At 68.7% G+C, this 22822-nt stretch carries 20 protein-coding genes; 2 read left to right on the forward strand and 18 right to left on the reverse strand.

Translation table 11 applies throughout. The annotated features are described in order from the left end of the window. From JANGC3_RS0114870 to rfbB, 6 genes are all read right to left on the reverse strand, one after another. Window positions 1–1395 carry a phosphomannomutase/phosphoglucomutase gene (locus tag JANGC3_RS0114870; protein WP_026133004.1) on the reverse strand — a complete coding sequence of 465 codons (1395 nt, stop codon included), beginning with the start codon at window positions 1393–1395 and terminating at the stop codon, window positions 1–3. Between the two features lie 169 nt (window positions 1396–1564). After that, window positions 1565–1873, reverse strand: a complete 309-nt coding sequence (locus JANGC3_RS0114875) for an H-NS histone family protein (protein ID WP_017877282.1) — start codon at window positions 1871–1873, stop codon at window positions 1565–1567. Window positions 1874–2147: 274 nt separating this feature from the next. Further along, complete coding sequence (gene rfbD / locus JANGC3_RS0114880; RefSeq protein ID WP_017877283.1) at window positions 2148–3008, reverse strand: dTDP-4-dehydrorhamnose reductase; 861 nt, start codon at window positions 3006–3008, stop codon at window positions 2148–2150. Further along, window positions 3005–3550, reverse strand: a complete 546-nt coding sequence (gene rfbC, locus JANGC3_RS0114885; protein ID WP_017877284.1) for a dTDP-4-dehydrorhamnose 3,5-epimerase — start codon at window positions 3548–3550, stop codon at window positions 3005–3007. Before rfbC ends, rfbD begins: the two co-directional genes overlap by 4 nt. Next, window positions 3550–4449 (reverse strand): glucose-1-phosphate thymidylyltransferase RfbA, encoded by a 900-nt coding sequence (gene rfbA, locus JANGC3_RS0114890; protein ID WP_017877285.1) that lies wholly within the window; start codon window positions 4447–4449, stop codon window positions 3550–3552. Before rfbA ends, rfbC begins: the two co-directional genes overlap by 1 nt. Then, on the reverse strand, window positions 4446–5522 hold the full coding sequence (rfbB, locus tag JANGC3_RS0114895) for a dTDP-glucose 4,6-dehydratase (RefSeq protein WP_017877286.1): 1077 nt from the start codon (window positions 5520–5522) through the stop codon (window positions 4446–4448). The genes rfbA and rfbB overlap by 4 nt, the downstream gene beginning before the upstream one ends. 128 nt (window positions 5523–5650) lie before the next feature. Between rfbB and JANGC3_RS0114900 the strand changes: the two genes are divergently transcribed. After that, on the forward strand, window positions 5651–6508 hold the full coding sequence (locus JANGC3_RS0114900; RefSeq protein WP_017877287.1) for a symmetrical bis(5'-nucleosyl)-tetraphosphatase: 858 nt from the start codon (window positions 5651–5653) through the stop codon (window positions 6506–6508). Window positions 6509–6549: 41 nt separating this feature from the next. On the opposite strand, the gene JANGC3_RS0114905 is transcribed toward JANGC3_RS0114900, so the two are convergent. The 6 genes from JANGC3_RS0114905 to JANGC3_RS0114930 form a co-directional block, all read right to left on the reverse strand. Further along, the gene (locus JANGC3_RS0114905; protein ID WP_035787727.1) at window positions 6550–7317 is read right to left on the reverse strand and encodes a lysophospholipid acyltransferase family protein; all 768 of its coding nucleotides are present in this window, start codon (window positions 7315–7317) and stop codon (window positions 6550–6552) included. Between the two features lie 183 nt (window positions 7318–7500). Further along, window positions 7501–8799, reverse strand: coding sequence for a dihydroorotase (locus tag JANGC3_RS0114910; protein ID WP_017877289.1), 1299 nt, complete (start codon window positions 8797–8799; stop codon window positions 7501–7503). After that, on the reverse strand, window positions 8796–9761 hold the full coding sequence (locus tag JANGC3_RS0114915; RefSeq protein ID WP_017877290.1) for an aspartate carbamoyltransferase catalytic subunit: 966 nt from the start codon (window positions 9759–9761) through the stop codon (window positions 8796–8798). The genes JANGC3_RS0114910 and JANGC3_RS0114915 overlap by 4 nt, the downstream gene beginning before the upstream one ends. A gap of 9 nt (window positions 9762–9770) precedes the next feature. Continuing rightward, on the reverse strand, window positions 9771–10289 hold the full coding sequence (pyrR, locus tag JANGC3_RS0114920) for a bifunctional pyr operon transcriptional regulator/uracil phosphoribosyltransferase PyrR (RefSeq protein WP_017877291.1): 519 nt from the start codon (window positions 10287–10289) through the stop codon (window positions 9771–9773). After that, window positions 10273–10665, reverse strand: coding sequence for a Holliday junction resolvase RuvX (gene ruvX, locus JANGC3_RS0114925; protein WP_026133005.1), 393 nt, complete (start codon window positions 10663–10665; stop codon window positions 10273–10275). The genes pyrR and ruvX overlap by 17 nt, the downstream gene beginning before the upstream one ends. A 63-nt stretch (window positions 10666–10728) precedes the next feature. Further along, a complete protein-coding gene (locus JANGC3_RS0114930; protein WP_026133006.1) occupies window positions 10729–11388 on the reverse strand; it encodes a YqgE/AlgH family protein in 660 nt (219 codons plus the stop codon). 191 nt (window positions 11389–11579) lie between these two features. On the opposite strand from JANGC3_RS0114930, the gene JANGC3_RS0114935 reads away from it, so the two are divergent. Further along, window positions 11580–13049, forward strand: a complete 1470-nt coding sequence (locus JANGC3_RS0114935; protein WP_035788716.1) for a cryptochrome/photolyase family protein — start codon at window positions 11580–11582, stop codon at window positions 13047–13049. Between the two features lie 64 nt (window positions 13050–13113). Here JANGC3_RS0114935 and JANGC3_RS0114940 read toward each other — a convergent pair whose 3' ends face one another. The 6 genes from JANGC3_RS0114940 to JANGC3_RS0114965 form a co-directional block, all read right to left on the reverse strand. Beyond that, the gene (locus tag JANGC3_RS0114940; protein ID WP_017877295.1) at window positions 13114–18723 is read right to left on the reverse strand and encodes a hybrid sensor histidine kinase/response regulator; all 5610 of its coding nucleotides are present in this window, start codon (window positions 18721–18723) and stop codon (window positions 13114–13116) included. Between the two features lie 35 nt (window positions 18724–18758). Continuing rightward, complete coding sequence (locus JANGC3_RS0114945; RefSeq protein WP_232429710.1) at window positions 18759–21059, reverse strand: methyl-accepting chemotaxis protein; 2301 nt, start codon at window positions 21057–21059, stop codon at window positions 18759–18761. Between the two features lie 81 nt (window positions 21060–21140). Then, window positions 21141–21701, reverse strand: a complete 561-nt coding sequence (locus JANGC3_RS0114950) for a chemotaxis protein CheW (RefSeq protein WP_017877297.1) — start codon at window positions 21699–21701, stop codon at window positions 21141–21143. Between the two features lie 2 nt (window positions 21702–21703). Next, entirely contained in the window at window positions 21704–22069 is a 366-nt protein-coding gene (locus JANGC3_RS0114955) for a response regulator transcription factor (protein WP_017877298.1), read from the reverse strand. An 87-nt stretch (window positions 22070–22156) separates the two neighbouring features. Beyond that, window positions 22157–22567: a response regulator gene (locus JANGC3_RS0114960; protein WP_051068312.1), complete on the reverse strand. Its 411-nt coding sequence runs from the start codon at window positions 22565–22567 to the stop codon at window positions 22157–22159. 83 nt (window positions 22568–22650) lie between these two features. Next, window positions 22651–22803, reverse strand: a complete 153-nt coding sequence (locus tag JANGC3_RS0114965; protein ID WP_026133007.1) for a rubredoxin — start codon at window positions 22801–22803, stop codon at window positions 22651–22653. Between the last annotated feature and the right edge of the window lie 19 nt (window positions 22804–22822).

Here is a 22822-nt window from a genome sequence, read left to right on the forward strand (position 1 = left end):
TTAAAAGGGCAGTTGCGCGTCGGGCTTGGCGGCCAGGATGACGCTCTTGAACTGCGCCTGGATGCGCGCCAGCGCGGCCGGCGTTTCAGCCTCGAAGCGCATCACGATCACCGGCGTGGTGTTCGACGAACGCGCCAGGCCGAAGCCGTCGGCGTACTCGACGCGCAGGCCGTCGATGGTGATGATCTGCTGGTGGCCGGGGAACTCGGCGTTGGCGTGCAACTGCTCCATCAGCGCGACGTTCTCGCCCTCCTTCAACTCCAGGTGCAGCTCGGGCGTGCTGTCGGACTGCGGCAGGCTGTTGAGCAGCGCCGACGGGTCGCTTTCGCGCGTCAGGATTTCCAGCAGGCGGGCGCCGGCGTACATGCCGTCGTCGAAGCCGTACCAGCGGTCCTTGAAGAAGATGTGGCCGCTCATTTCGCCGCCCAGCGGGGCGCCGGTTTCGCGCAGCTTGGCCTTGACCAGCGAGTGGCCGGTCTTGTACATCAGCGGCCGGCCGCCGTGCTTGGCGATATACGGCGCCAGGTGGCGCGTGCATTTGACGTCGTACAAGATCTGCTCACCAGGATGGCGCGTCAGCACGTCGGCGGCGAACAACATCATTTGCCGGTCCGGGTAGATGATCTGGCCGTCCTTGGTGACGACGCCGAGGCGGTCGCCGTCGCCGTCGAAGGCGATGCCGATCTCGGCGTCGGAGTCGCGCAGGCAGCGGATCAGGTCTTGCAAATTCTCCGGATGGGCCGGGTCGGGATGGTGGTTCGGGAAGGTGCCGTCGACTTCGCAGAACAGCTCGATCACTTCGCAACCCATGCCGCGGAACAGGTCGCCGGCGAAGGCGCCGGCGACGCCGTTGCCGCAGTCCACCGCGATCTTGATCGGGCGCGCCAGCTTGACGTCGCCGAGGATGCGTTCAAGGTAGGCGGCGCGGATGTCATGGGTCGAGTAGGCGCCGGTCTTGCCGGCGTCGGCGGCGCCGGCGTCGGCCTGGTGCGCAACGATGCCGTGGTACAGCGCCTGGATCGTCTCGCCGTGGATCGCCTCGCCCGCCAACACCATTTTAAAGCCGTTGTAGTCGGGCGGGTTGTGGCTGCCGGTGACCATGATGCCGGACTGGGTGTCGAGCACGTTGGTGCCGTAGTAGACCATCGGCGTGGCCACCACGCCCAGGTCGATCACGTCGACGCCGGCCGCCTGCAAACCCTGGGCCAGCGCGGCGATCAGTTCGGGTCCGGACAAGCGGCCGTCGCGGCCGATGACGACGCGGCTCTGGCCCTTGGCCAGCGCGGCCCGGCCGAAGGCGCGGCCGATCTGCCGCGCCACATCGGCATCGAGGGTTTTGCCGATGATGCCGCGAATATCGTAAGCTTTAAAGATTGTTTTCGACAGGGAGACCATAGTATTTTCAAAACGCGCGAAGCCGCGCGCCATGCCAAACCGGCCGGCGCCGCGGTATCGCCAAACATCAACGGGAAGGCCCGGGCGGCGTCAAACGACGTCCGCCGCGGCACCAAGGGCGGCTCGCCGAACCGGACTGCGGTTCCGCGCGCCGTGGAAGTATACCGAATTATACCCGCAGCAGATCGATCGATTTGCCGGAATCGGTCCATTGCTTCACCCATTTCGGCTGGCGGCCGCGGCCGGTCCACTGCTGCGACTCGTCGTCGGGGTGGCGGTAACGCACCGCCACGCTGCCGGTCTTGGCGCGCACGCCGCTGGCGACCAACTCTTTCAAGGGAATGCCGACGCTCTGGGCGATCGCCAGAATTTGCTCGCGCGCCTTGGCGATATCGCGGTGCTCGCGCTTTTTCATTTCCTGCTTGATTTTGTCCTGAAGGTTGCGCAGCTCGGGCGCCGACATATTCGATAAATCCATCGTGATTCCTTTTGTACGAGTTATAGGCATAAAACCTTAGCGGTGAGCGGAATATACTACATTATCAGGACAACACCGGTTCTTCTTATCCGAAGCGCATCCTATACGCGATCGGATCGGATTATGCCGGCATCGCGGCATATATTCGCGCGCTATGGCGCCGCTATGCCGCCGCGGCGATAAGCGCGGTTGAAATAAATATTATTTATCGGCAATAAGAACCGGGGGGGGCGACGCCCGGTTTCTCTTCATCCTTGCCGTTCCGCGCCGCCGCCTATTCCTCCAGGCATAATCGCAGCGCCTCGCGCCAATCGGGCAGATCGCAAAAGCGTCCGATCAGGCGGTCCGAGCACAGCACCGAATTGGACGGCCGCGGCGCCGGCACCGGATACTCGGCGCTGGGGATCGGAATCAGCCGGCAATCGATCTGCGCCGCCGCCAGGATAGCCTCGGTGAAGCCGAACCAGGTGGTGCGGCCCTGGCTGCTCAGATGGTACACGCCGCTGTTCTCCCGCCACCAGTCGGCTTGGCCGGCGCGCGCCTGCGCCAGGATCAGCGCGGTGCTGTCGGCGATGGTGCGGCTCCAGGTCGGCGCGCCGTGCTGGTCGTCGACCACGCGCAATTCGTCGCGCTCGCGCGCCAGGCGCAGCATCGTCAGCAGGAAATTTTTGCCGCGCATGCCATACACCCAGCTGGTGCGGAAGATCAGGTGGGGTATCCCGGCGGCGGCGATGGCTTGCTCGCCGGCCAGCTTGCTGGCGCCGTAGACGTTTAACGGGGCGGTGGGGTCGTCCTCGACGTAGGCGCCGCTCTTGGCGCCATTGAACACGTAATCGGTCGAGTAATGCACCATCACCGCGCCCAGGCGCGCCGCCTCCCCGGCCATCAGGCCGGGCGCCTCGGCGTTGACGCGGTACGCCAGTTGCGGCTCGCTCTCGGCCTTGTCGACGGCGGTGTAGGCGGCCGGGTTGACGATCAGTTGCGGCCGCTCGGCGCGGATCACGTCGCGCACCTGGTCCAGGTCGGACAGGTCGAAGCGGGCGCGGTCGAGCGCGACCACCTGGCCCAGGCCCTGCAGGCTGCGCTCGAGCTCGTAACCGAGCTGGCCGCTGGTGCCGGTCAGCAGGATCTTCACGCGAACACCTCGGCCTCGGCCAGCAGCTTGCCCTGCTGGTCCTTGCCCGAGAGCATGGGCGCGCCGGCCAGCGGCCAGCTGATGCCCAGCGCCGCGTCGTTCCACAGGATCGCCCGCTCGTGCTCGGGGGCGTAGTAGTCGGTGGTTTTGTAGAGGAATTCGGCGCTCTCGCTGGTGACCACGAAGCCGTGGCCGAAGCCGGGCGGCACCCACAACTGGCGCCGGTTTTCGGCCGACAACTCGACGCCGACCCAGTGGCCGAACGTCGCCGAGCTCTTGCGCAAATCGACGGCGACATCGTAGACCGCGCCGGCGGTGACGCGCACCAGCTTGCCCTGCGGCTGGACGATCTGGTAATGCAGGCCGCGCAAGACGTTTTTCGCCGACTTCGAATGGTTATCCTGGACGAATTCGACCTGCACGCCGCTCAGTTCGGCGAAGCGGCGGGCGTTGAAACTCTCATAAAAAAAACCGCGGTCGTCGCCAAACACGTTCGGCTCGATGATCAACACGTCGGCGATAGCGGTCGGGGTTACCTTCATTATCGAATCACTTTATCCTGAAGAATTTGCAGCAGATACTGGCCGTAACCATTTTTTTTCAGCGGCAGCGCCAGTTTCTCCAACTGCGCGCCGTCGATATACCCTTTGCGGTAGGCAATTTCTTCCAGACAAGCCACTTTCAAGCCTTGGCGTTTCTCGATGGTGGCAATAAACTGCGACGCCTCCAGCAGGGAATCGTGGGTGCCCGTGTCGAGCCAAGCCATGCCCCGGCCCATCAGTTCGACGTTCAATTGCTGCGCCTCCAAATACATCCGGTTGACGTCGGTGATTTCCAGCTCGCCGCGCGCCGACGGGGCGATGTCGGCGGCGATGTCACACACCTGCTTGTCGTAGAAATACAGGCCGGTGACGGCGTAGTTCGATTTCGGCCGCGCCGGTTTTTCCTCGATGCTGACGGCGCGCCGGTTGGCGTCGAAGTCGACCACGCCGTAGCGTTCCGGGTCCTGCACGTGGTAGGCGAACACGGTGGCGCCGTCGGTGCGGCCGTTGGCCTGGCCCAGCAGCGCGTCCAGTTCGTTGCCGTAATAGATGTTGTCGCCCAGGATCAGCGCCGACGGCGCGTCGCCGACGAAGGCGCGGCCGATGATGAAGGCCTGCGCCAGGCCGTCCGGCGAGGGCTGCACCGCGTAGCTCAAGCTGACGCCCCACTGGCTGCCGTCGCCCAGCAGTTCGCGGAAGCGCGGCGTGTCCTGCGGCGTCGATATGATCAGGATATCGCGTATGCCGGCCAGCATCAGCGTGCTGAGCGGATAGTAAATCATCGGTTTGTCGTAGATCGGCAGCAATTGCTTGGAGACGCACATCGTCACCGGATACAGGCGCGTGCCGGAGCCGCCGGCCAGGATGATGCCTTTGCGGTTGGTCGGATGGCGCGTCATGCTGCGGCCTCCCGGTTCAGATAGTTTTGCTCGACCCAGTTGGCGTAGGCGCCCGACTGCACGTCGGCGACCCAGGCCTGGTTGCTCAGGTACCACTGCACCGTTTTAAAGATGCCGCTGTCGAAGGTTTCGGCCGGTTTCCAACCCAGTTCGCGCTCGATCTTGCCGGCGTCGATGGCGTAGCGGCGGTCGTGGCCGGGGCGGTCCGCCACATACGTCAGCTGCTCCAGGTAGCTGACGGGCGCGCCGGCCTTGGGCGCCAGGCGGTCGAGAATGGTGCACAGCGCGCGCACCACGTCGAGGTTGGCCATTTCATTCCAGCCGCCCACGTTGTAGGTTTCGCCCAGGCGGCCGGCGTCGAGCACCCGGCGGATCGCCGCGCAGTGGTCGCTCACATACAGCCAGTCGCGCACCTGCTGGCCGTCGCCGTAGATCGGCAGCGGCTTGCCGGCGAGGGCGTTGGCGATCACCAATGGAATCAGCTTTTCCGGGAAATGGTAGGGGCCGTAGTTGTTCGAGCAGTTGGTGGTCAGCGTCGGCAGGCCGTAGGTGTGGTGGTAGGAGCGCACCAGGTGGTCCGACGCCGCCTTCGAGGCCGAATACGGGCTGTTCGGCGCGTAGGCGGTGGTTTCGGAAAACGGCGCGTCGTCCGGCCCGAGGGTACCGTAGACCTCGTCGGTGGACACGTGCAGGAAGCGGAACGCCGCCTTGGCGTCGGCGTCCAGCTCGCTCCAGTAGGCGCGCGTCGCCTCCAGCAGGCTGAAGGTGCCGTTGATGTTGGTGTTGATGAAGTCGCCCGGCGCGTGGATCGAGCGGTCGACGTGGCTCTCGGCGGCGAAATGCAGGACCGCCCGCGGCCGGTGCTGGCGCAGCAGCGCCAGCACGTGCTCGCCATCGCAGATATCGCCGCGCACGAACAGGTGGCGCGCGTCGTCCTTCAGCGCGGCCAGGTTGTGCATATTGCCCGCGTAGGTGAGCTTGTCGAAATTGAGCACGGGCTCGTCGCATTGGCCCAGCCAGTCCAGCACAAAATTCGATCCGATAAAGCCGGCACCGCCAGTTACAAAAATCATTTAGTATCCTGCCCAAAGCATAAATTAGTGATAAGTACGATTTTAAGTGATTTTATGCGCGCCAAGCGACAAGAATTGCCGGCCGCGCGCGGCGCGCCACAAAATAACAAGAGACATTAGCCATCACCATGAAAACCTACGTCATCGGCGACCTGCAAGGTTGCCACGATCAAACCCTGGCCCTGCTCGCGCGCATCGAACTGGCCTGCCCCGGTCCGCGCAGCATCCTGTTCGCCGGCGACCTGATCAACCGCGGCCCGCAATCGCTGGCGACGCTGCGCCACGTGCACGCGCTGGCGCAGCGCGGCGACGGCGAGGTCGAGATCGACGCCGTGCTGGGCAACCACGACCTGCATCTGCTGGCGGTGGCCTGCGGCATCCGCCCGGCGCACGCCAGCGACACGCTGGCCGAGATCCTGCGGGCGCCCGACCGCGACGCGCTGATCGACTGGCTGCGCCGGCGCCCGCTGGCGCTGCTGCGCCAGGGCCACCTGCTGGTGCACGCCGGCGTGCTGCCGCAATGGAGCGCGCGGCGCGCCGTGGCGCTGGCCGGCGAAGTCGAGGCGGCGCTGCGCGGCCCGGACTGGGTCGACTTCCTGCGCGGCATGTACGGCAACGCGCCGGCCGCCTGGGACGACGGCCTGCGCGGCGACGCGCGCCTGCGCTGCATCGTCAACGCGCTGACGCGGCTGCGCTTTTGCAGCGCCGACGGCGTGATGGATTTCAAGATGAAGGAAAGCGGCAGCGCCGCGCCGGAGTCGGGCCTGCTGCCGTGGTTCGAGGTGCCGGGCCGGCGCAGCGCCGCCGACACCGTGGTGTTCGGCCACTGGTCGGCGCTGGGCCTGACGCTGCGGCCGAATTTAATCGGCCTCGACAGCGGCTGCGTGTGGGGCGGCCAATTGTCGGCGGTGTGCCTGGAGGATCGCACGCTGCTGCAGGTCGACTGCCCGAGCTACCGCCGGCACGCCGGCGAGCCGGCGCGCTGAAGCCGCGCCTGGGTCAAACTCGGGCCGGACTCGGGCCACACTCAGGCCGGTTCGGCCGCCGCCGCCGTGGCGGCCTCGATGCCGAGCGCGCCGGCCACCGCCAGTTGCGCGGCCAGCGCCAGCTCGCGCCGGTGCGCGCCGACGCTGTCTAGCGGCGCCAGGCAGACCAGCCGCGCCGTCACGGCCGGGCCGCTGAGGATGGCCACCAGGCTCTGCGCGAAATTCATGTCGCCGATGAAATCGACCGACGGATGCGAGCCGCCGCTGGCGTCGACGTAGGACAGCGCCAGCGGCTGCACCGGCACCTTGGCGTCGATCGCCGCCTCGAACAAATTGGCGTGGAACGGCAGCAACTGCCCCTGCGGCGCCGTGGTGCCCTCGGGGAAGAAGCCGATGCGCTCGCCGTCGACCAGCTTGTCGACCAGGCCCTTGAAAATATGCCGCAGGTCGCGGCGCTTGCCGCGCGCGATATACACGGTGCCGGCCTTGGCGCTGAGCCAGCCCAGCAGCGGCCAGTCGCGGATCTCGGCCTTGGCGACGAAGCGGCAGGGATGCACCGCGTTGATGACGAAAATATCCAGCCACGAGACATGGTTGGCGACCACCATCGCCTGCGGCAGCGCCTGCTCCCAGCCGGCCGAGCGTTCGACGCGCACGCCGCAGACCGCCATCAACTGGCGCGACCAGATACGGATACGGCGGTTGCGCGCCGGCGCGCCCAGCCAAGGAAACACCACGGCGCACGTCGCCATACCCAGCGCCACATGCACGGCGACCCGCCCGAGCCGATAAATAAGCAATAGTTTCACATCACACCAAACAAAAAATAAGCACGGCCACGGCGCCGCAACAACATCGGTTCAAACAAACATCGGGACCGGCCTCGGCATAACGGTTTTTACACAACAACAACGGGGTCGGGTCCACCTGGGGCGGTTTTCCCGCTTCAAAAACCGTCCTATCGAGACCTGACCCGAGGCTTGTTGCGCGACCTAGCGCTGGTAGGCGACGTGGCCGGCGACGATGGTCGCCCGCACCACACCGCTCAACTCGTATCCGAGGAAGGGGGTGTGCTTGCCCTGGCTGGCCAGCGCCGCGCCCGTCACGGTCCAGCGCGCCGCCGGGTCGAACAGGCAAACGTCGGCGACGCTGCCCGGCGCCAGGTTGCCGCCGGGGATGCCGGCGACGCGCGCCGCGTCAGCCGTCACCTTGGCCAGCGCGCGGGCGATCGGCCGGCGCTCGCCGGTGGCCTGGCCGGCGGCGTAGTCGTCGGCCCATTTCAGCGCCAGCGACAGCAGCAGTTCCAGGCCGGTGGCGCCCGGCGAGGCTTCGCCGAACGGCAGCAGCTTCTCGTCGTCGTCGACCGGGGTGTGGTCCGAGCAGATCGCGTCGACGGTGCCGTCGAGCAGGCCGAGGCGGATGGCGTCGCGGTCGCGCTGGCTGCGGAACGGCGGCGTGACGCGCGCGTTCGGGTCGAAGAAGCCGATGTCGGCGTCGGTCAGGTGGACGTGGTGGACGCCGACGTCGCAGCTGACCGGCAAGCCTTCGCGCTTGGCCGCGCGGATCAGGTCCAGCCCGGCCGCCGACGAGATGCGGCACAGGTGCACGCGGGCGCCGGTGGCGCGCATCAGTTCGAAGATGGTGTGCAGCGCGATGGTTTCGGACATCACCGGCACGCCCGACAGGCCCAGGCGCGAGGCCAGCGGTCCGGCGTGGGCGATGCCGCCGCGGCCGATGTGCGCGTCCTGCGGGCGCAACCAGACGGTGTAGCCGAAGGTGTTGGCGTACTGCATGGCGCGCAGCAGCACGGTGGTGTCTTCGACCGGCTCCTCGGCCTGGGCGAAGCCGATGCAGCCGGCCTCGGTCAGTTCGGCCATCTCGGTGAGCGCCTTGCCCTTCAAGCCGACGGTCAGCGCGCCCAGCGGGTGGACGTGGGCCAGGTTCATGGTCTTGGCGCGGTATTTCAGCATTTCCACCAGGCCCGGCTCGTCGAGCACCGGGTCGGTGTCGGGCGGGCAGACCAGGCGCGTGACGCCGCCCTGCATCGCCGCCCGCAGTTCGGACTCCAGCGTGGCCTTGTATTCGTAGCCGGGCTCGCGCAGGCGCACCGACAGGTCGACCAGGCCGGGCGCGACCACCAGGCCGCTGGCGTCGATGACGCGCCCGGCAACGAAGCCGGCCGGCATGGCGCCCACGGCCAGCACGGCGCCGTCGGCGATGAAGAGGTCTTGCAGGCTGTCGACGCCGTTGGCCGGGTCGATCAGGTGGCCGTTCTTGATATGTAAGTTCATCCTTGATTTCCCGCCAAAATGCTCATCACTGCCATCCGCACCGCGATGCCGAATGTCACCTGCGGCAGAATCACCGCTTGCGGACCGTCCGCCACCGCCGAGTCGATTTCGACGCCGCGGTTCATCGGCCCCGGATGCATGACGATCGCATCCGGCCTGGCCAGCGCCAGCCGCTCCGGCGTCAGGCCGTAGTTTTTGAAGTACTCTTGCGCCGACGGCAGCAGCGCGCCGTTCATGCGCTCGTTTTGCAGGCGCAGCATGATGATCACGTCGACGCCCTTCAAGCCCTCGTTCATGTCGGTGAAGACGCGCACGCCCATCTGCTCCAGGCCGCCCGGCAGCAGCGTGTGCGGGCCGATCGCCCGCACTTCCGGCACGCCCAGCGTGGTCAGCGCGTGGATGTCGGAACGCGCCACCCGGCTGTGCAGGATGTCGCCGACGATGGCCACCGTCAGCTTGGTGAAGTCCTTTTTATAGTGGCGGATCGTGTACATGTCGAGCAGCCCCTGGGTCGGGTGCGCGTGCCGGCCGTCGCCGGCGTTGACGACGTGGACGTGGTTCTGCCGCGTGTCGTGCAGGTGCTTGGCGATCAGGTAGGGCGCGCCGGACTGGGCGTGGCGCACCACGAACATGTCGGCGTGCATGGCCGACAGGTTGTCGATGGTGTCGAGCAGGGACTCGCCCTTGCTCGCCGACGAGGCCTGGATGTTCAGGTTGATGACGTCGGCCGACAGCCGTTTCGAGGCGATTTCGAAGGTGGTGCGGGTGCGCGTCGAGTTTTCAAAAAACAGGTTGAAGACGCTTTTGCCGCGCATCAGCGGCACCTTCTTGACGTCCCGGTCGGAGACGCCGACGAAGGACGAGGCGGTGTCGAGGATGTGGTTGACGATGGTCTTCGGCAAGCCCTCGATCGTCAGCAGATGCTGCAGCTCGCCGTGTTTGTTCAGTTGCGGATTAAGCATGGTGGTTGTCTAGGCGTTGTCGATTGTTAGCGTGAATTGTCCGGCGTCGGCGCGCTGCAGCACCAGCGCCCGGCCCGGCTCGATGGCGACGCTGGCGGCGACGAAGTCGGCCGCCACCGGCAGCTGGCGCTCGCCGCGGTCGACCAGCGCGGCGAGCATGATGCGCGCCGGGCGGCCGTAGTCGAACAGCTCGTTGATCGCCGCGCGCGTGGTGCGCCCGGTGTAGAGCACGTCGTCGACCAGCAGGATGGTGGCGCCGTTGACGTCGAAGCCGATTTGCGTCGGCTTGACGTCGGCGTGCAAGCCCTTCTGGGCGAAGTCGTCGCGGTAGAACGAGACGTCGATGACGCCCAGGCGCGCTTGCAAGCCGAGGTCGGCCGCGAGGCGCTCGGCCAGCCAGGCGCCGCCGGAGTGGATGCCGATGATGGCGACGTCGGCCACGCCGGACAGGCCGCTCTGTACCTGTTGCAGCAAGACCTGGTACAGGGCCTCGGCGTCGAGTTGGGAAGGGTTAGTTGGATTGGGCATAGTCGTCAAAGTATTGTTGCAAAATGATGGCGGCGGCGCGGTCGTCGATGACCTCGCCGCGTTTGGCGGCGATCACGGCCGAGGAGTAGCGCTCGTCGACCAGCACCACCGGCAGGCCGAAGCGGCCGTGCATCTGGTTGGCGAAGCGGCGGCAGCGCGCGCTCATTTCATGCTCGACGCCGTCGGGATGGCTGGGCAGGCCGACCACGATGCGGCTCGGCTGCCACTCGTCGACCAGGGCGGCGATGGCGGCGAAACGCGGCTCGTTGGCGATGGCGGCGATGACGGACAGGGGCTGGGCCTGGCGGATCATCGTGTTGCCGATCGCCACGCCGATGCGTTTGATGCCGAAGTCGAAGCCGAGCACGGTGTCAATCACCGCGCTCACAGGGGCGCGCCCGCGCCGACGGACAGGCCGACGTCGAGGTCGAGGTCAAGTTCAAGCATGCCCGGCCTCGGAGGCGAGCATCAAGGGGTCGATGCCGAGCAGCTTGATGGCGGCGACGTAGCGGTCCTCGATCGGCAGGTCGAACAGGATGTCGGCGTCGGCGCCGACGGTGAGCCAGCCGTTGCGGCCGATCTCGTCCTCCAGCTGGCCGGGGCTCCAGCCGGCGTAACCGATCGACACCAGCAGGCGCTGCGGGCCGGCGCCGTTGGCGACCGCCTCGAGCACGTCGATCGACGTCGTGAAGGCCACCTCGTCCGTCACCGTTAGCGACGACGAATAGCGCCCCCCCGGCGTGTGCAGCACGAAGCCGCGGTCGTCCTGCACCGGCCCGCCGAACATGATCGGCTCGTTGACCATCGGCGTGTCCATGCCGGCGCCGAGCTTGAGGTCGATGCGCTCGAACAGCACCTGCATCGTCATGTCGGTGGGCTTGTTGATGACCACGCCGAGCACGCCGTTTTCATTGTGTTCGCAGACATACACGACGGTGCCGCCGAAGATCGGGTCTTGCATCGCCGGCATCGCGATTAGAAAATGGTTCGCCAAATTCAGCGCGAGGGCGCCCCCGCCGCCGCCGGGCTCCAAAAGGTCGGAGGGATCCTGTAACGATCCGTGCACAGGTAGAGATTTGCCGATTTTGCTCTTTTTCATACGCGTTGCTCTCTCTGCTGGCTGGCTTATCCTGCTTTGCTGGTAAGATCGTCGACGCCGGCGACATGCCGCGCAACTGCCTACAGTTTACACTGAATTGGCGCGGCGGCGGCGTATGCGCCGCCGCGTGCCTCGGCATCATCCGATGGTAGGCATGAAAACCGCCTGGTACCTTGACCGTGAACACGCAAATGACACTCGATAAATCCCTGGTCTGGTTGCGCCGCGACTTACGCGTCTTCGACCATGCCGCCCTGCACCATGCCTTACGGCAAAGCAAAGCCGTCTACTGCGTCTTCGTCTACGACACGGCGATCCTGGCCGGCCTGCCGCGGCGCGACCGGCGCGTCGACTTCATCCACGCCAGCGTGGCCGAACTGGCCGCCGAGCTGCGCCAACTGGGCGGCGAGCTGATCGTGCGACACGCCGACGCCGCCGCCGCGATCCCGCAACTGGCGGCCGAACTGGGCGTCGACGCGGTGTTCGCCAACCACGACTACGAGCCGCAGGCGATCGCGCGCGACGCCGCCGTGGCGCAGGCGCTGGCGGCCGACGCCCGCCTGTGGTTCAGCTTTAAGGACCAGGTGGTGTTTGAAAAGAGCGAAGTGTCTACGCTGTCCGGCAAAACCTTCTCGGTGTTCACGCCGTACAAGAACGCCTGGCTGAAAAAGCTGCGCGCCGACCCGGACTGCACGGCGCCGCTGTCGGTCGAGCCGCTGGCGGCGCGCCTGGCCGCGCCGGCCATGCCGGAGGCGGCGCTGCCGACGCTGGCCGAGCTGGGCTTCGAGCCGAGCAACCTGGCCGAGCTGGCGATCCCCACCGGCATGTCGGGCGCCGCCGCGCTGATCGAGGACTTCCTGCCGCGCCTGGCCAACTACGCCGCGGCGCGCGACTTCCCGGCCGTCAAGGGGCCGTCCTACCTGTCGCTGCACCTGCGCTTCGGCACGCTGTCGGTGCGCCACCTGGTGCGCACCGTGCTCGAGTTGATCGACCGCGGCGTCGGCGGCGAGGGCGCGCCGGTCTGGCTCGCCGAGCTGATCTGGCGCGAGTTCTACGCCACCATCCTGTTCCACCATCCGCACGTGGCGCAGCGCGCCTTCAAGCCGGCCTACGACGCCATCGAATGGGAAAGCGGGCCGCGGGCCGAGCAGGACTTCGCCGCCTGGTGCGAGGGCCGCACCGGCTACCCGCTGGTGGACGCGGCGATGGCGCAGTTGAACCAGAGCGGCTACATGCACAACCGCCTGCGCATGGTCACGGCCTGCTTCCTGATCAAGGACCTGGGCATCGACTGGCGCCGCGGCGAAGCCTACTTCGCGCTGCACCTGAACGACTTCGACCTGGCCTCCAACAACGGCGGCTGGCAGTGGGCCGCCTCGTCGGGCTGCGACGCCCAGCCCTACTTCCGCATCTTCAACCCGGTCACGCAGTCGGAAAAGTTCGACGCGGCCGGCCGCTTCATCCGGCGCTACCTGCCGCAACTGAAAGCGCTGCACGACAAGGAAATCCACGCGCCCTGGCTGGTGCCGCGGATGCTGCTGGAGCAAAAGAACATCCGGCTGGGGCGCGACTACCCCGAACCGATCGTGCAGCACGACGTCGCGCGCAAGACCACGCTGGAGCGCTACGCGGTGGTGAAGGTAATCGCGCCGGTCGGATGAGCCCACGGGGCGCAATCCGACCGGCGAGCCTGCGCCGACGCCGGCCGGGTTACGCCGCTGCTTCTTACGGCGCCAACAAACCGCTGATGGCCGCCAGCAGCAGCGGCTCCTGGAACGGTTTGCCGAAGTAGGCGTTGACGCCCAGCTCCATCGCGTAGTTGCGGTGCTTGTCGGCGCTGCGCGAGGTGATCATGATGATCGGGATGGCGCGCGTGCGGGCGTCGCCGCGCACGTTGCGGGTCAGGTCGAAGCCGTCCATGCGCGGCATTTCAATGTCGACCAGCATCAGCGCCGGCGTCACGCCCTGCAGTTGTTCGAGCGCGTCGACGCCGTCCTTGGCCAGCGCCACCTGGTAGCCTTCGCGTTCCAGCAGGCGCTGGGTGACGCGGCGCACCGTCAACGAATCGTCGACCACCATGATCAGCGTGTCGCGCGGCAGCGGCGCGCCGCCGTCGGCCCGCCCGGCGGCGGCGGCGCCGGGATGGTGGGCGCGCAGCTCCGGGTGCAGTGCGAGATGCTGCGCCAGCGCCACCGGGTTCAGAATCAACACGATGTCGCCCGAACCAAGCACGGTGGCGCCGGCGATGCCGGCCATGCGCGCCAGTTGCGGCCCGACGTTCTTGATGACGACTTCGCGGTTGCCCAGCACCTCGTCGACTTGCAGCGCCAGCCGGTCGTTGCCGTTGCGCAGCATCAGCACCGGGCTGGAACGCTGCAGCTGCGGGCGCGCCGCCTCCTCGCCCAGCAAGTGCGACAGGTAGTGCAGCGCCACTTGCTGGCCCTGCGACTCGAGCGCGCCGGCGGCGTGCGCCGCGGCCAGCGCGGCCTCCTTCAACTGCTGCACCTGCTCGACCAGCAGCGACGGCAGCGCGTAGGTTGTGCCGCCGCACGACAGCAGCACCACCTGCGTCACCGCCAGCGTCAGCGGCAGATGCACGGTGAAGCAGGCGCCCACGCCCGGCTGCGACAGGATGTCGACCCGTCCGCCCAGCGCCAGCGCCTCGGAGCGCACGATGTCCATGCCGACGCCGCGCCCGGCCAACTCGGTCAGGCTGTCGGCGGTGGAGAAACCCGGCTGGAAGATCAGCGCGCCGGCCCGCTCGTCGTCGACCTCCTCGTCCGGCCCCAGCAAACCGCTGCTGCGCGCCTTGGCGCGGATCCGCGCCAGGTCCAACCCGGCGCCGTCGTCGCTAAATTCAATCACCACCTCGTTGCCCTGCTGGCTGACCTGCACCAGCAGTTCGCCGGTCTCGCTCTTGCCGGCGGCGACCCGCCCGGCGCGCGACTCGACGCCGTGGGCGATGGCGTTGCGCAGCAGGTGTTCGAACGGCGCCGCCATGCGTTCCAGCACGCTGCGGTCGATTTCCACCGCGCCGCCGCGCAGGTCGAGGTTGACGCGCTTGTCGACCTCTTTCGCGCTCTGCCGCGCGACGCGGAACAGGCGCTCGGCGATGCTGGCGAACGGCACCATGCGCACCCGCATCAGGTCGCGTTGCAGCTCGCGCGTCAGGCGCCCCTGCAGCACCAGGTCGTCGGCGGCGCTGTCGACGGTGCGGGTCAGGTTGTCGTGGAAGGAGGCGGCGTCGTTGACGCTTTCGGCCATCATGCGCGTGAGTTCCTGCAGGCGCGTGAAGCGGTCGAATTCCAGCGGGTCGAACTCGCGCTCGCTGGAAATGGCCATGCGCGAGGCGATCTGCGACTCGGCCTGCATTTCGACTTCGCGCAACTGGCGCCGCAGCCGCGTCAGGTTGTCGGCGAATTCCAGCAGCGACGAGCGCAGCGAGCCGACTTCGTTTTCCAGCTTGGAGCGGGTAATCGACACCTCGCCGGCCTGGTTCACCAGGCGGTCGAGGATGTCGGCGCGCACCCGCACCAGCGCCACCTTGGCGTCGGCGGCCGGGGCGGCCTCGCCCGGCGCGCCGGCCTGGCCCGCCCCGGCGGCCTGCCCGGGGGCCTGCTGCAACTGTTCGAACAGCAGCAGCGCGTGGTCGTAGTGGGCCAGCAGCTCCTCGAAGGCGTGCGCCGTGGCGATGCCCGCGTGCAGCATGTTCTCGATGTGGGTTTCAATCTCGTGGGCGTACTGGCCCAGGCGCATCGCGCCGGCCATGCGCGCGCTGCCCTTGACGGTGTGCAGCAGGCGCAGCAGCATCTGCGCCTGCGCCAGGTCGTCCGGGTTGTGCTGCCAGGTGCGCAGCGCCTGGCCGATTTGCGGCAGCAGGTCGGCGCCCTCCTCCAGGAACACCGGCAGCAGGTCGACGTCCAGTTCGTCGCGCGGGCTCGCCGCGACAACCAGCACTTCCTCGACCAACGCCGGCGCGGCCAGCGACTGGATCATCGCTTCGCGCTCCGGCGCGGATTCCACCCCAAGTTCGGGCGCGGCCGCGGACCCGGACTCGGGCTGCGCTGCCGCCTCGACTTGCGCCGGCGGCTCGGGCGCCAGTTCGGCAAGCGGTTCGGCCTGCGTCAGCAAGGGCGCGGCCAGCGCGTCGTCGAAGATGGCGTCGAACAAATCGTCGACGTCGCTGGTGTCGGACGCCGGCGGCGGCGCCGGCTTGGCCGTCGGCGCCTCGTCGGCCGCGGTATCGGCGGCGGCGCCGGGCTGCGGCGGCTTGCCGACGATGCTCTGATAGGCGGCGGCGAACAGCGCGTCGAGTTGCGACGCCGGCTCGGCCGGAGCGGACGACAACGCGGCGGCGGCCGGCTCGCTTGCCGGCGCCGGCGTTGCCACGGGCGCGGCCGGCGCCGGTGCCGGTGCCGGCGCCGCGGCCGCGCCGGCGCCGACGATGCTGTCGTAGGTCGCCGCGAACAGCGCGTTCAGGCGCCCTTCCAGCTGGTCCAGCTGGTCCATCTGGTCGAGGTGGGCGGCCTGCTCTTCGCCTGGGGCTTGCAACAGCTGCTCGCGCAGCTGCTGCAACGCCGCCAGCAGTTGCGGCTGCTCCGGCGCCAGCTCGCCCAGCGCGAAACTTTGCAGCATCTTGCCGACGCGCTGGGTGACCTGGTCGAGCACGCCGCGCTGCGCCTCGTTCAAGCCGGGCGCCGGCGGCACCGCCACTTCGAGCGCCTGCTCCAGCGCGTGGGCCAGTTCGCGCAAGGCCTTGAAGCCGACCGTGCCGGACGAGCCGGTCAGCGTGTGCGCCGCGTGCAGCGCCTCGGCGCTGACGGCGCGCCGCGGTTCGTGGCGCCACTCGCTGAAGTCGACGCTGAGCAGGCGCAGCAACTCGTCCGTTTCGGCCACGTAAATGTTATACAGCGGCAGGCTGATGTCGAGTTCGCCAACCTGCTTCAGGTTGTCGTCGCGCGGCGCGCTCGGCGCCGTCGGGAAGTCGATGACGTTGCTGTCCGGCGCGGGCGGCCGCGCCGCCGCGGCGCCCTCGTCGAGGTCGACGCCGCCGATCGGCGCGCCGCTCTCGTCGGGCGCGAACGCGGCGCCGTGCTGGACCCGCTCGGCGGCCGCCACCAGCGCCGCGGCGCTGCGCTGCGAGGCGGCGCCGTCGGCCACCTCGGCGAGCCAGTCGCTCAACAGGCTCCAGCTGTGCGCCAGCAGGCCGAACAGCTCGTCGTTCGGCGCCCGGTCCTCGGCCAGCCAGACGTTCATGACGCGCTCGACCGCGCCGGCGGCCTCGGCGAACTGGTTCAGGCCGACCATGCGCCCGCTGCCCTTGAGCGTGTGGAAGGAGCGCCGCAGCATGGCCATCTGGTCCGCGCCGGCGCTGTGCGCTCGCGGGCGCGCCAGCGTGCCCTCGACGAAGGACAGCGCGTCGCGCGCCTCGCCGATGAAAATGTCCAGCAGCTCGGCCTCGACGGCGGCGTCGCCCCGCGGCGCGGGCGCCTCGGGCGGCGCCGCCGGCGCCGGCGCCGCGGCCAGCTCCTCGTCGAGCAGCGGCACCGGCTCGGCCGCGGCGATCCTCCCGTACGGGATGGCGCGGAAGGCGCCGTTGGCCGGGTCGAAGTGGAAGCGGCCCTTGGCCGCCTCGGCGTTGCGGCCCAGCATATCGACGAAAAAGCCCAGCGCGCCGACGTTTTGCGCGATCTCGTCGAGCGCGCCCGCCGCGCCGCCCGGCTGGTCCTGGCCCTGCGCCAGCCGGCGCACCGCCTGCTGGACGTGCTGCGCGGCGCGCATCGCGTGGTCCTGGTCGAGTATCGCCAGGGCGCCCTGCAACTGGTGCAGCAGCGGGTCGACCTGCGCCAGCGCCGGGCGCCTGGCCGGGTCGGCGTAGTATTCGTCGAGCACCTTCTCGACCTGGCGCAGGCCGGCCTTCATCTCGGCCGCCAGCGCCGCCACGGTCTGCTCCTGCTCGATGCGGCGCGCCATCTCGCCCTGCCACTGCGACGGCGCCGGCGGCGCGTCGCCGGCCACCAGCGCGGCCAGCCGCGCGACGATGCTGGCGGCGTTGCCGGCGAAATCGTCGGGCAGGCGGCGGATCTGCGCCAGGCCGTGCTCGGCGAACAGCAGCGCGGTGGCCATCTCCAGGGCCAGGTCGGGGCCGCGGCGCGCGGCCGCGGCGGCCACCTCGCCGAGCTGGCGCATCAGCGCGTCCAGCGCCGGCACCTTCAACAGCGCGGCCTGCCGCGCCACCTGCGCCAGCGCCTGGGCGAAGGCGGCCTCCAGCGCCGGGTCGGCGGCGCCGCCCGGCGCGTGCGCGTCGGCGGCGGCCTCGGCCAGCTTGCCCCAGGCCGCCTTGGCCTGCGCCAGCGCCTGGCGCGCCTGCTCCAGCGCGGCCGCGTCGATACGCCCGTAGCGCTTGACGTCGTAGTCGGGCGGCACCAGGCCGTCGAGCCGGTAGGCCTTGCGCATCTGCAGCGCGGCCGGCGTCGGCCGCGCCACGCTGGCGATGAAAAACAGGGCGTCGCGCAGCATGCCCTCGGGCTGGGTCGCGCTGCCCTGGGTCAGGCGGCGCATCTGCAGGTTGATCAGGCCGAACAACTGCTTGACGTACAGGCCGCTGGCCAGCTCGCCGGCGGCGACCAGCTCGGCGAAACTCTGCATCACGCACCAGAAGGTGCGCGCCGGCCCGTCCTGCTGGGCGTCGGCGACCAGCTTGACGGCCTCGCGCAGCGCGTTGGCGTGGCCGTCCTGCTCGGGGCCGGCGGCGCTTTTCAGGAACGGCAGCAGGGCCTTTTCAAAACGCTGGCGGTAGGCCGGGTAGTCCTGCGGCGCCGGCTCGGCGGCGGCGCGGATGCTGACCGCCCCCGGCGGCGGCGGGAAGAACAGGTCGGCCGGGTGGCTGCGTTCGGCCCCCAGCAGCGTCTGCAGCGCGCGGTAGTAGGGGAACAGCCGCGCCGGTTGCGCCGGCGCGCCGGCCAGCAGCTCATCGAGGTATTCGATGACGCCCTGGTACAGCTCGGCCACCGCCTGGGCGTTGTCGACGTTGTATTCCAGGCTGCCGAGCTTGAAGCGCTCGAGCGCCTGCTCGGCCGCCTGGGTCAGCAGGCCGACGCCGTCGACGTCGACCATCAGCAGCGCGCCGTGGGCCTGGTGCAGGTGCGACTTGGCGTGCTGCAGCGCGGTGGCGCGCTCCTCCAACTGGCGCCCGCCGGCCTCGAACAGCGCGGTGCGCGAGCGCCCCAGCGCTTCGCGCACCTCCGCCATCACCCACGACAGCGGGCCGGCGTCGAAGCCGGCCGGGGCCGGGTGGGGCGCGCCAGGCGCGGGCGAAAAATCAGTTGTGCTCATGCTTGCCTCGGCAATTCAATGGGGGCCGCGCCATGTCAGGCGACGACGCGGAAACGCGACACCGAGTTTTTCAATTCCTGCGCCAGCACCGACAGCTTGTGGATCGACTGCGCGGTCTGCTGGGTGCCGTCCTGGGTCTGTTCGGTCACTGCCAGGATGTGCTGGATGTTCAGCGCGACGCCGTTGGCCGAGGTGGCCTGCAGCCCGGTGGCGTAGGAAATTCCCTGGATCAGCTCGGCCAGCCGGTTCGACACCTGGCTGATGTCCGACAGCGCCGCGCCGGCCGCGTCGGACAGGCGCGCGCCCTCGACCACGCCCTGGGTCGACTTTTCCATCGCCGCCACCGCGTCGTGGGTGTCGGTCTGGATGGTGCGCACCAGCGCGCCGATCTGCTTGGCCGCCGCCGCCGAGCGCTCGGCCAGCCGCTGCACCTCCTCGGCCACCACCGAGAAGCCGCGCCCGGCCTCGCCGGCCGAGGCGGCCTGGATCGCCGCGTTCAGCGCCAGCACGTTGGTTTGCTCGGTGATGTCGGAAATGAGTTCGGTGATTTCGCCGATTTCCTGCGACGACTCGCCCAGGCGCTTGATGCGCTTCGAGGTTTCCTGGATCTGCTCGCGGATCTCGTGCATGCCCTTGATGGCGTTTTCCACCGCCGTCGAACCCTGCCGCGCCGCCGCCAGCGACTGGCGCGCCACGTCGGCCGACTCGCTGGCCGACTTCGACACGTCGGTGATCTCGTTGGCCATCTTGACGACGGTGGCGCTGGCGTCCTGGATTTCGCGCGACTGCTGCTGCGAAGCGCTCAGCAGGCCGCTGGAGATGCTGTTGGCGTGGGTCGAGGCGCGCGTGACCTGCTCGGCGGTGGCGGTGACGCGCCCGACCAGGCCGCGCAATTCCTCGACCGTGTAGTTGACCGAGTCGGCGATGGCGCCGGTGATGTCCTCGGACACCGTGGCCTGCACCGTCAGGTCGCCGTCGGCGACCTCCTGCAACTCGTTCATCAGGCGCAAAATGGCCGCCTGGTTCTGGTCGTTGGTGGCCTTGGCCTGCTCCTCCTTGCGCTGCGACAGCAGGCGCTGCGCCTCGGCGTCCTGGCGCCGGCGCTCGGCGCCGCGGGTGCGGTTGCTGGAATCCTGCAGCAGCACGCGGCCGATGCCGGCCGCCGCGACCAGCGTCAGCAGCGCCGAGGCGATCATCACCCAAAATTCCTTGCCGAGCGAATCCTGGTCGCTGTGGTAGGTTTGCTGCAGCAGCGCCAGGCGCTGGCGCACGCCCTCGTTCTCGCTGAAGATCAGCTGCTCGGCCGCCTTGGCAGCGGTGTACTTGTCGAGCTTGTCGAGGATCGAGGCGACCAGCTTTTGGTAGGTGTCGAAGCGGGTTTTTAGCACGTTGAGCATGTCGCGCAACTCGGGGTCGCGGCTGGCGCCGACCTGCAGCGCCTCGTTGCCGTTCAAAAAGGCGTCGATGGCGGCGCGGAAGTAGGTGGTGTCGCCGCCCAGCTGGAACGCGGTCTCCGAGCTGATGCCGCCGGAGCTGAGGAATTCGCTGGCGTTGCGGCTCATGCGCTGGGTCAGCATCATCAGGCGCCCCAGCACCGCCATCTCGCGCGCGCTGGCGCCGCGCTGCACCTTCAACGCGACGATCTCCTCGCTCTGGTCGAGCAGCACCGGCGAGAGCGTGTTCAACTGCTCGAGCGTCAGGTCGAAGGCGCTCAGCTCGGCCTTGGTGCGCAGGATCACCTGCGCCGCCTTGTCGCTGCTGGCCCATTTCTTTTGCGCGTCGGCCACCATCGGCGCCAGCGCGGCGCTGGCCTGGCCGACGTTGCGGCCCTGGTAGTTGCCGCCGCCGGCCATCAGCGCCAGGTCCTGGCTCAATTCGGCGCGGCTCTGCTCGAGCTGGCGGAAGGCCTCGGCGTTGCCCTGCACCGCGTTGGGCGCGGCCTTGCCGACGCGCTGCGAGTGCATCAGCGCGTCGCTGGCGATTTGCGTCTGGGTCGACAGCGCCGCGCTGTGGCGGATGTTCAGCGCGACGAACAGCAGGCTGGTGGCCAGGCTCAGCGCCAGCACCGTCGACAGCACGCTGAGCTGCTTTTGCAACGGCAGGTGGCCGACCAGCGGCAGGCGGAAGTCACTGTCGCGGCTGCTCTCGCGCTGCGCCCCGCGGCGGTTCTTGCTGCCGAGCGCGTCGCGCAGGCGCAGCGGCGCCTCGTCGGCGGCCGGCGCCGCGGCGGGCCGGGGCGGCGCGCCGGGGCCGGCGTCGGCGAACTCCGAGTTCGCCGACGGCTCGTCAACCGGCTCCGGCCTGGCCCTGGAGAACATCGCTGATATCAATCCCATTCCATCTCCCAATTGCTGCGTGTGCGTTGCGTATTCGTGGCCCGGCCGCGCCGCCAAGGCGGGCGGCCGGCGCTCGTCATCTTAAAAACCGACCTGTAAAAAGCGCGCCTCGCGCACCAGCAGGGCCAGGTCGAGCATGCTCCAAGCCTGGCCGTCGGCGTCGACGAAGTGCCGCGCCGCCCACGCCGGCGCGGCGGCGGCGTCCGGCTGCGCCTGCATCTGGCCGCTCTGGCGCAGCCCCAGCACGCGCTCGGCCAGCAGCGCGCAGTTGAAGCCCAGCGCCGGCGCGAACGTGACGACGCGGCTGTCCGGCCCGCTGGCGCAGGCCGCCTCGCCGCGGTAGCGCGCCAGGTCGACGACGCCGGTCAGGTTGCCGCGCAGGTTGCACAGGCCCAGGTACCAGTCGCGCGCCAGCGGCACCGCGCCGATCGGCGCCAGCGCGACGATCTCGCCGACCTGGGTCAGGTCGAGCAGGCAGTGGCGCGCGCCGACCAGCACGCCGAGCTGCTTGCTGCGGTCGACCGCGCCGCTCTTGGCCGCCTGCATGCGTTCGAGCAGCTGCACCTGGTACTGGCGCAGCCGGCTGCGGCGCTCGGCGCCGTCGGGCGCGGCCGGGGGGGGCTGGTGGCCGGGCGGCGCCATCGCTAGCCGAGCGCGGCGATTTTGGCCAGCAGCTCGGCCGGGTCGACCGGCTTGACCAGGTAGTCGCGCGCGCCCTGGCGCATGCCCCAGATACGGTCGGTTTCCTGGCTCTTGCTCGAGCAAATGATGATCGGCACGTCCGCCAGTTCCGGGTCGCGGGCGATCGAGCGCGTGACCTGGAAGCCGTTGGCGCCGGGCATGACGACGTCCATCAGGATCAGCTGCGGCTTTTGCAGCTTGATCTGCAGCAGCGCCTCCTCGCCGTTGTCGGCGGTGGTCACGGCGTAGCCGTTGCGCACCAGGATGTCGGTCAGGTAGTAGCGCTCGGTGGGCGAGTCGTCGACGATGAGAATTGTATGTATGGCCATGTGCGCCCCTGCTGCTTTATTGGTATGTGTAAGTGCGAAACGTGCGGCGCCGCGCCCGGCCCCCAGCCGGGGTCGCGGCGCCGCATTCTAGCCCGCCGCGGCGCTGTGCTCGCGCACGGCCGCCAGCAGGCTGTCCTTGGTAAACGGTTTGGTCAGGTAGGCGGCCGAACCGACCATCGCGCCGCGCGCGCGGTCGAACAAGCCGTCCTTCGAGGACAGCATCAGCACCGGCGTGGCGTGGAATTTCGCGCTCTTCTTGATCAGCGCGCAGGTCTGGTAACCGTCCAGGCGCGGCATCAGGATGTCGCAAAAGATCAGCGCCGGATGGTGGTCGTTGATCTTCGCCAGCGCGTCGAAGCCGTCCTCGGCGAGCACCACCTGGTAGCCGGCCTGGCTGAGGAAAATCTCGGCCGAGCGGCGGATCGTGCTGCTATCGTCGATCACCATGATTTTCAAGCCGGCCTGCGGCACGGCTGTGGACTGCGGCGTTGTCGTCATTTTTGCTCACTGGGGGCATGAAGCCACACGATAGCATAGGCGCGGGCAAACCCGGCGCCTTTCCCGATCCGCGGCAAGATTAACTAAATCACCACCATCTCGAAATCGTCCTTGCGCGCGCCGCATTCCGGGCAGGTCCAGTTCATCGGCACGTCGGCCCAGCGCGTGCCCGGCGCGATATCCTCGTCCGGCAAACCGGCCGCCTCGTCATAAACCCAGCCGCAAATAAGACACATCCACGTTTGGAATTGCTGC

Source organism: Janthinobacterium sp. CG3, assembly GCF_000344615.1.
GTDB lineage: Bacteria > Pseudomonadota > Gammaproteobacteria > Burkholderiales > Burkholderiaceae_D > Janthinobacterium.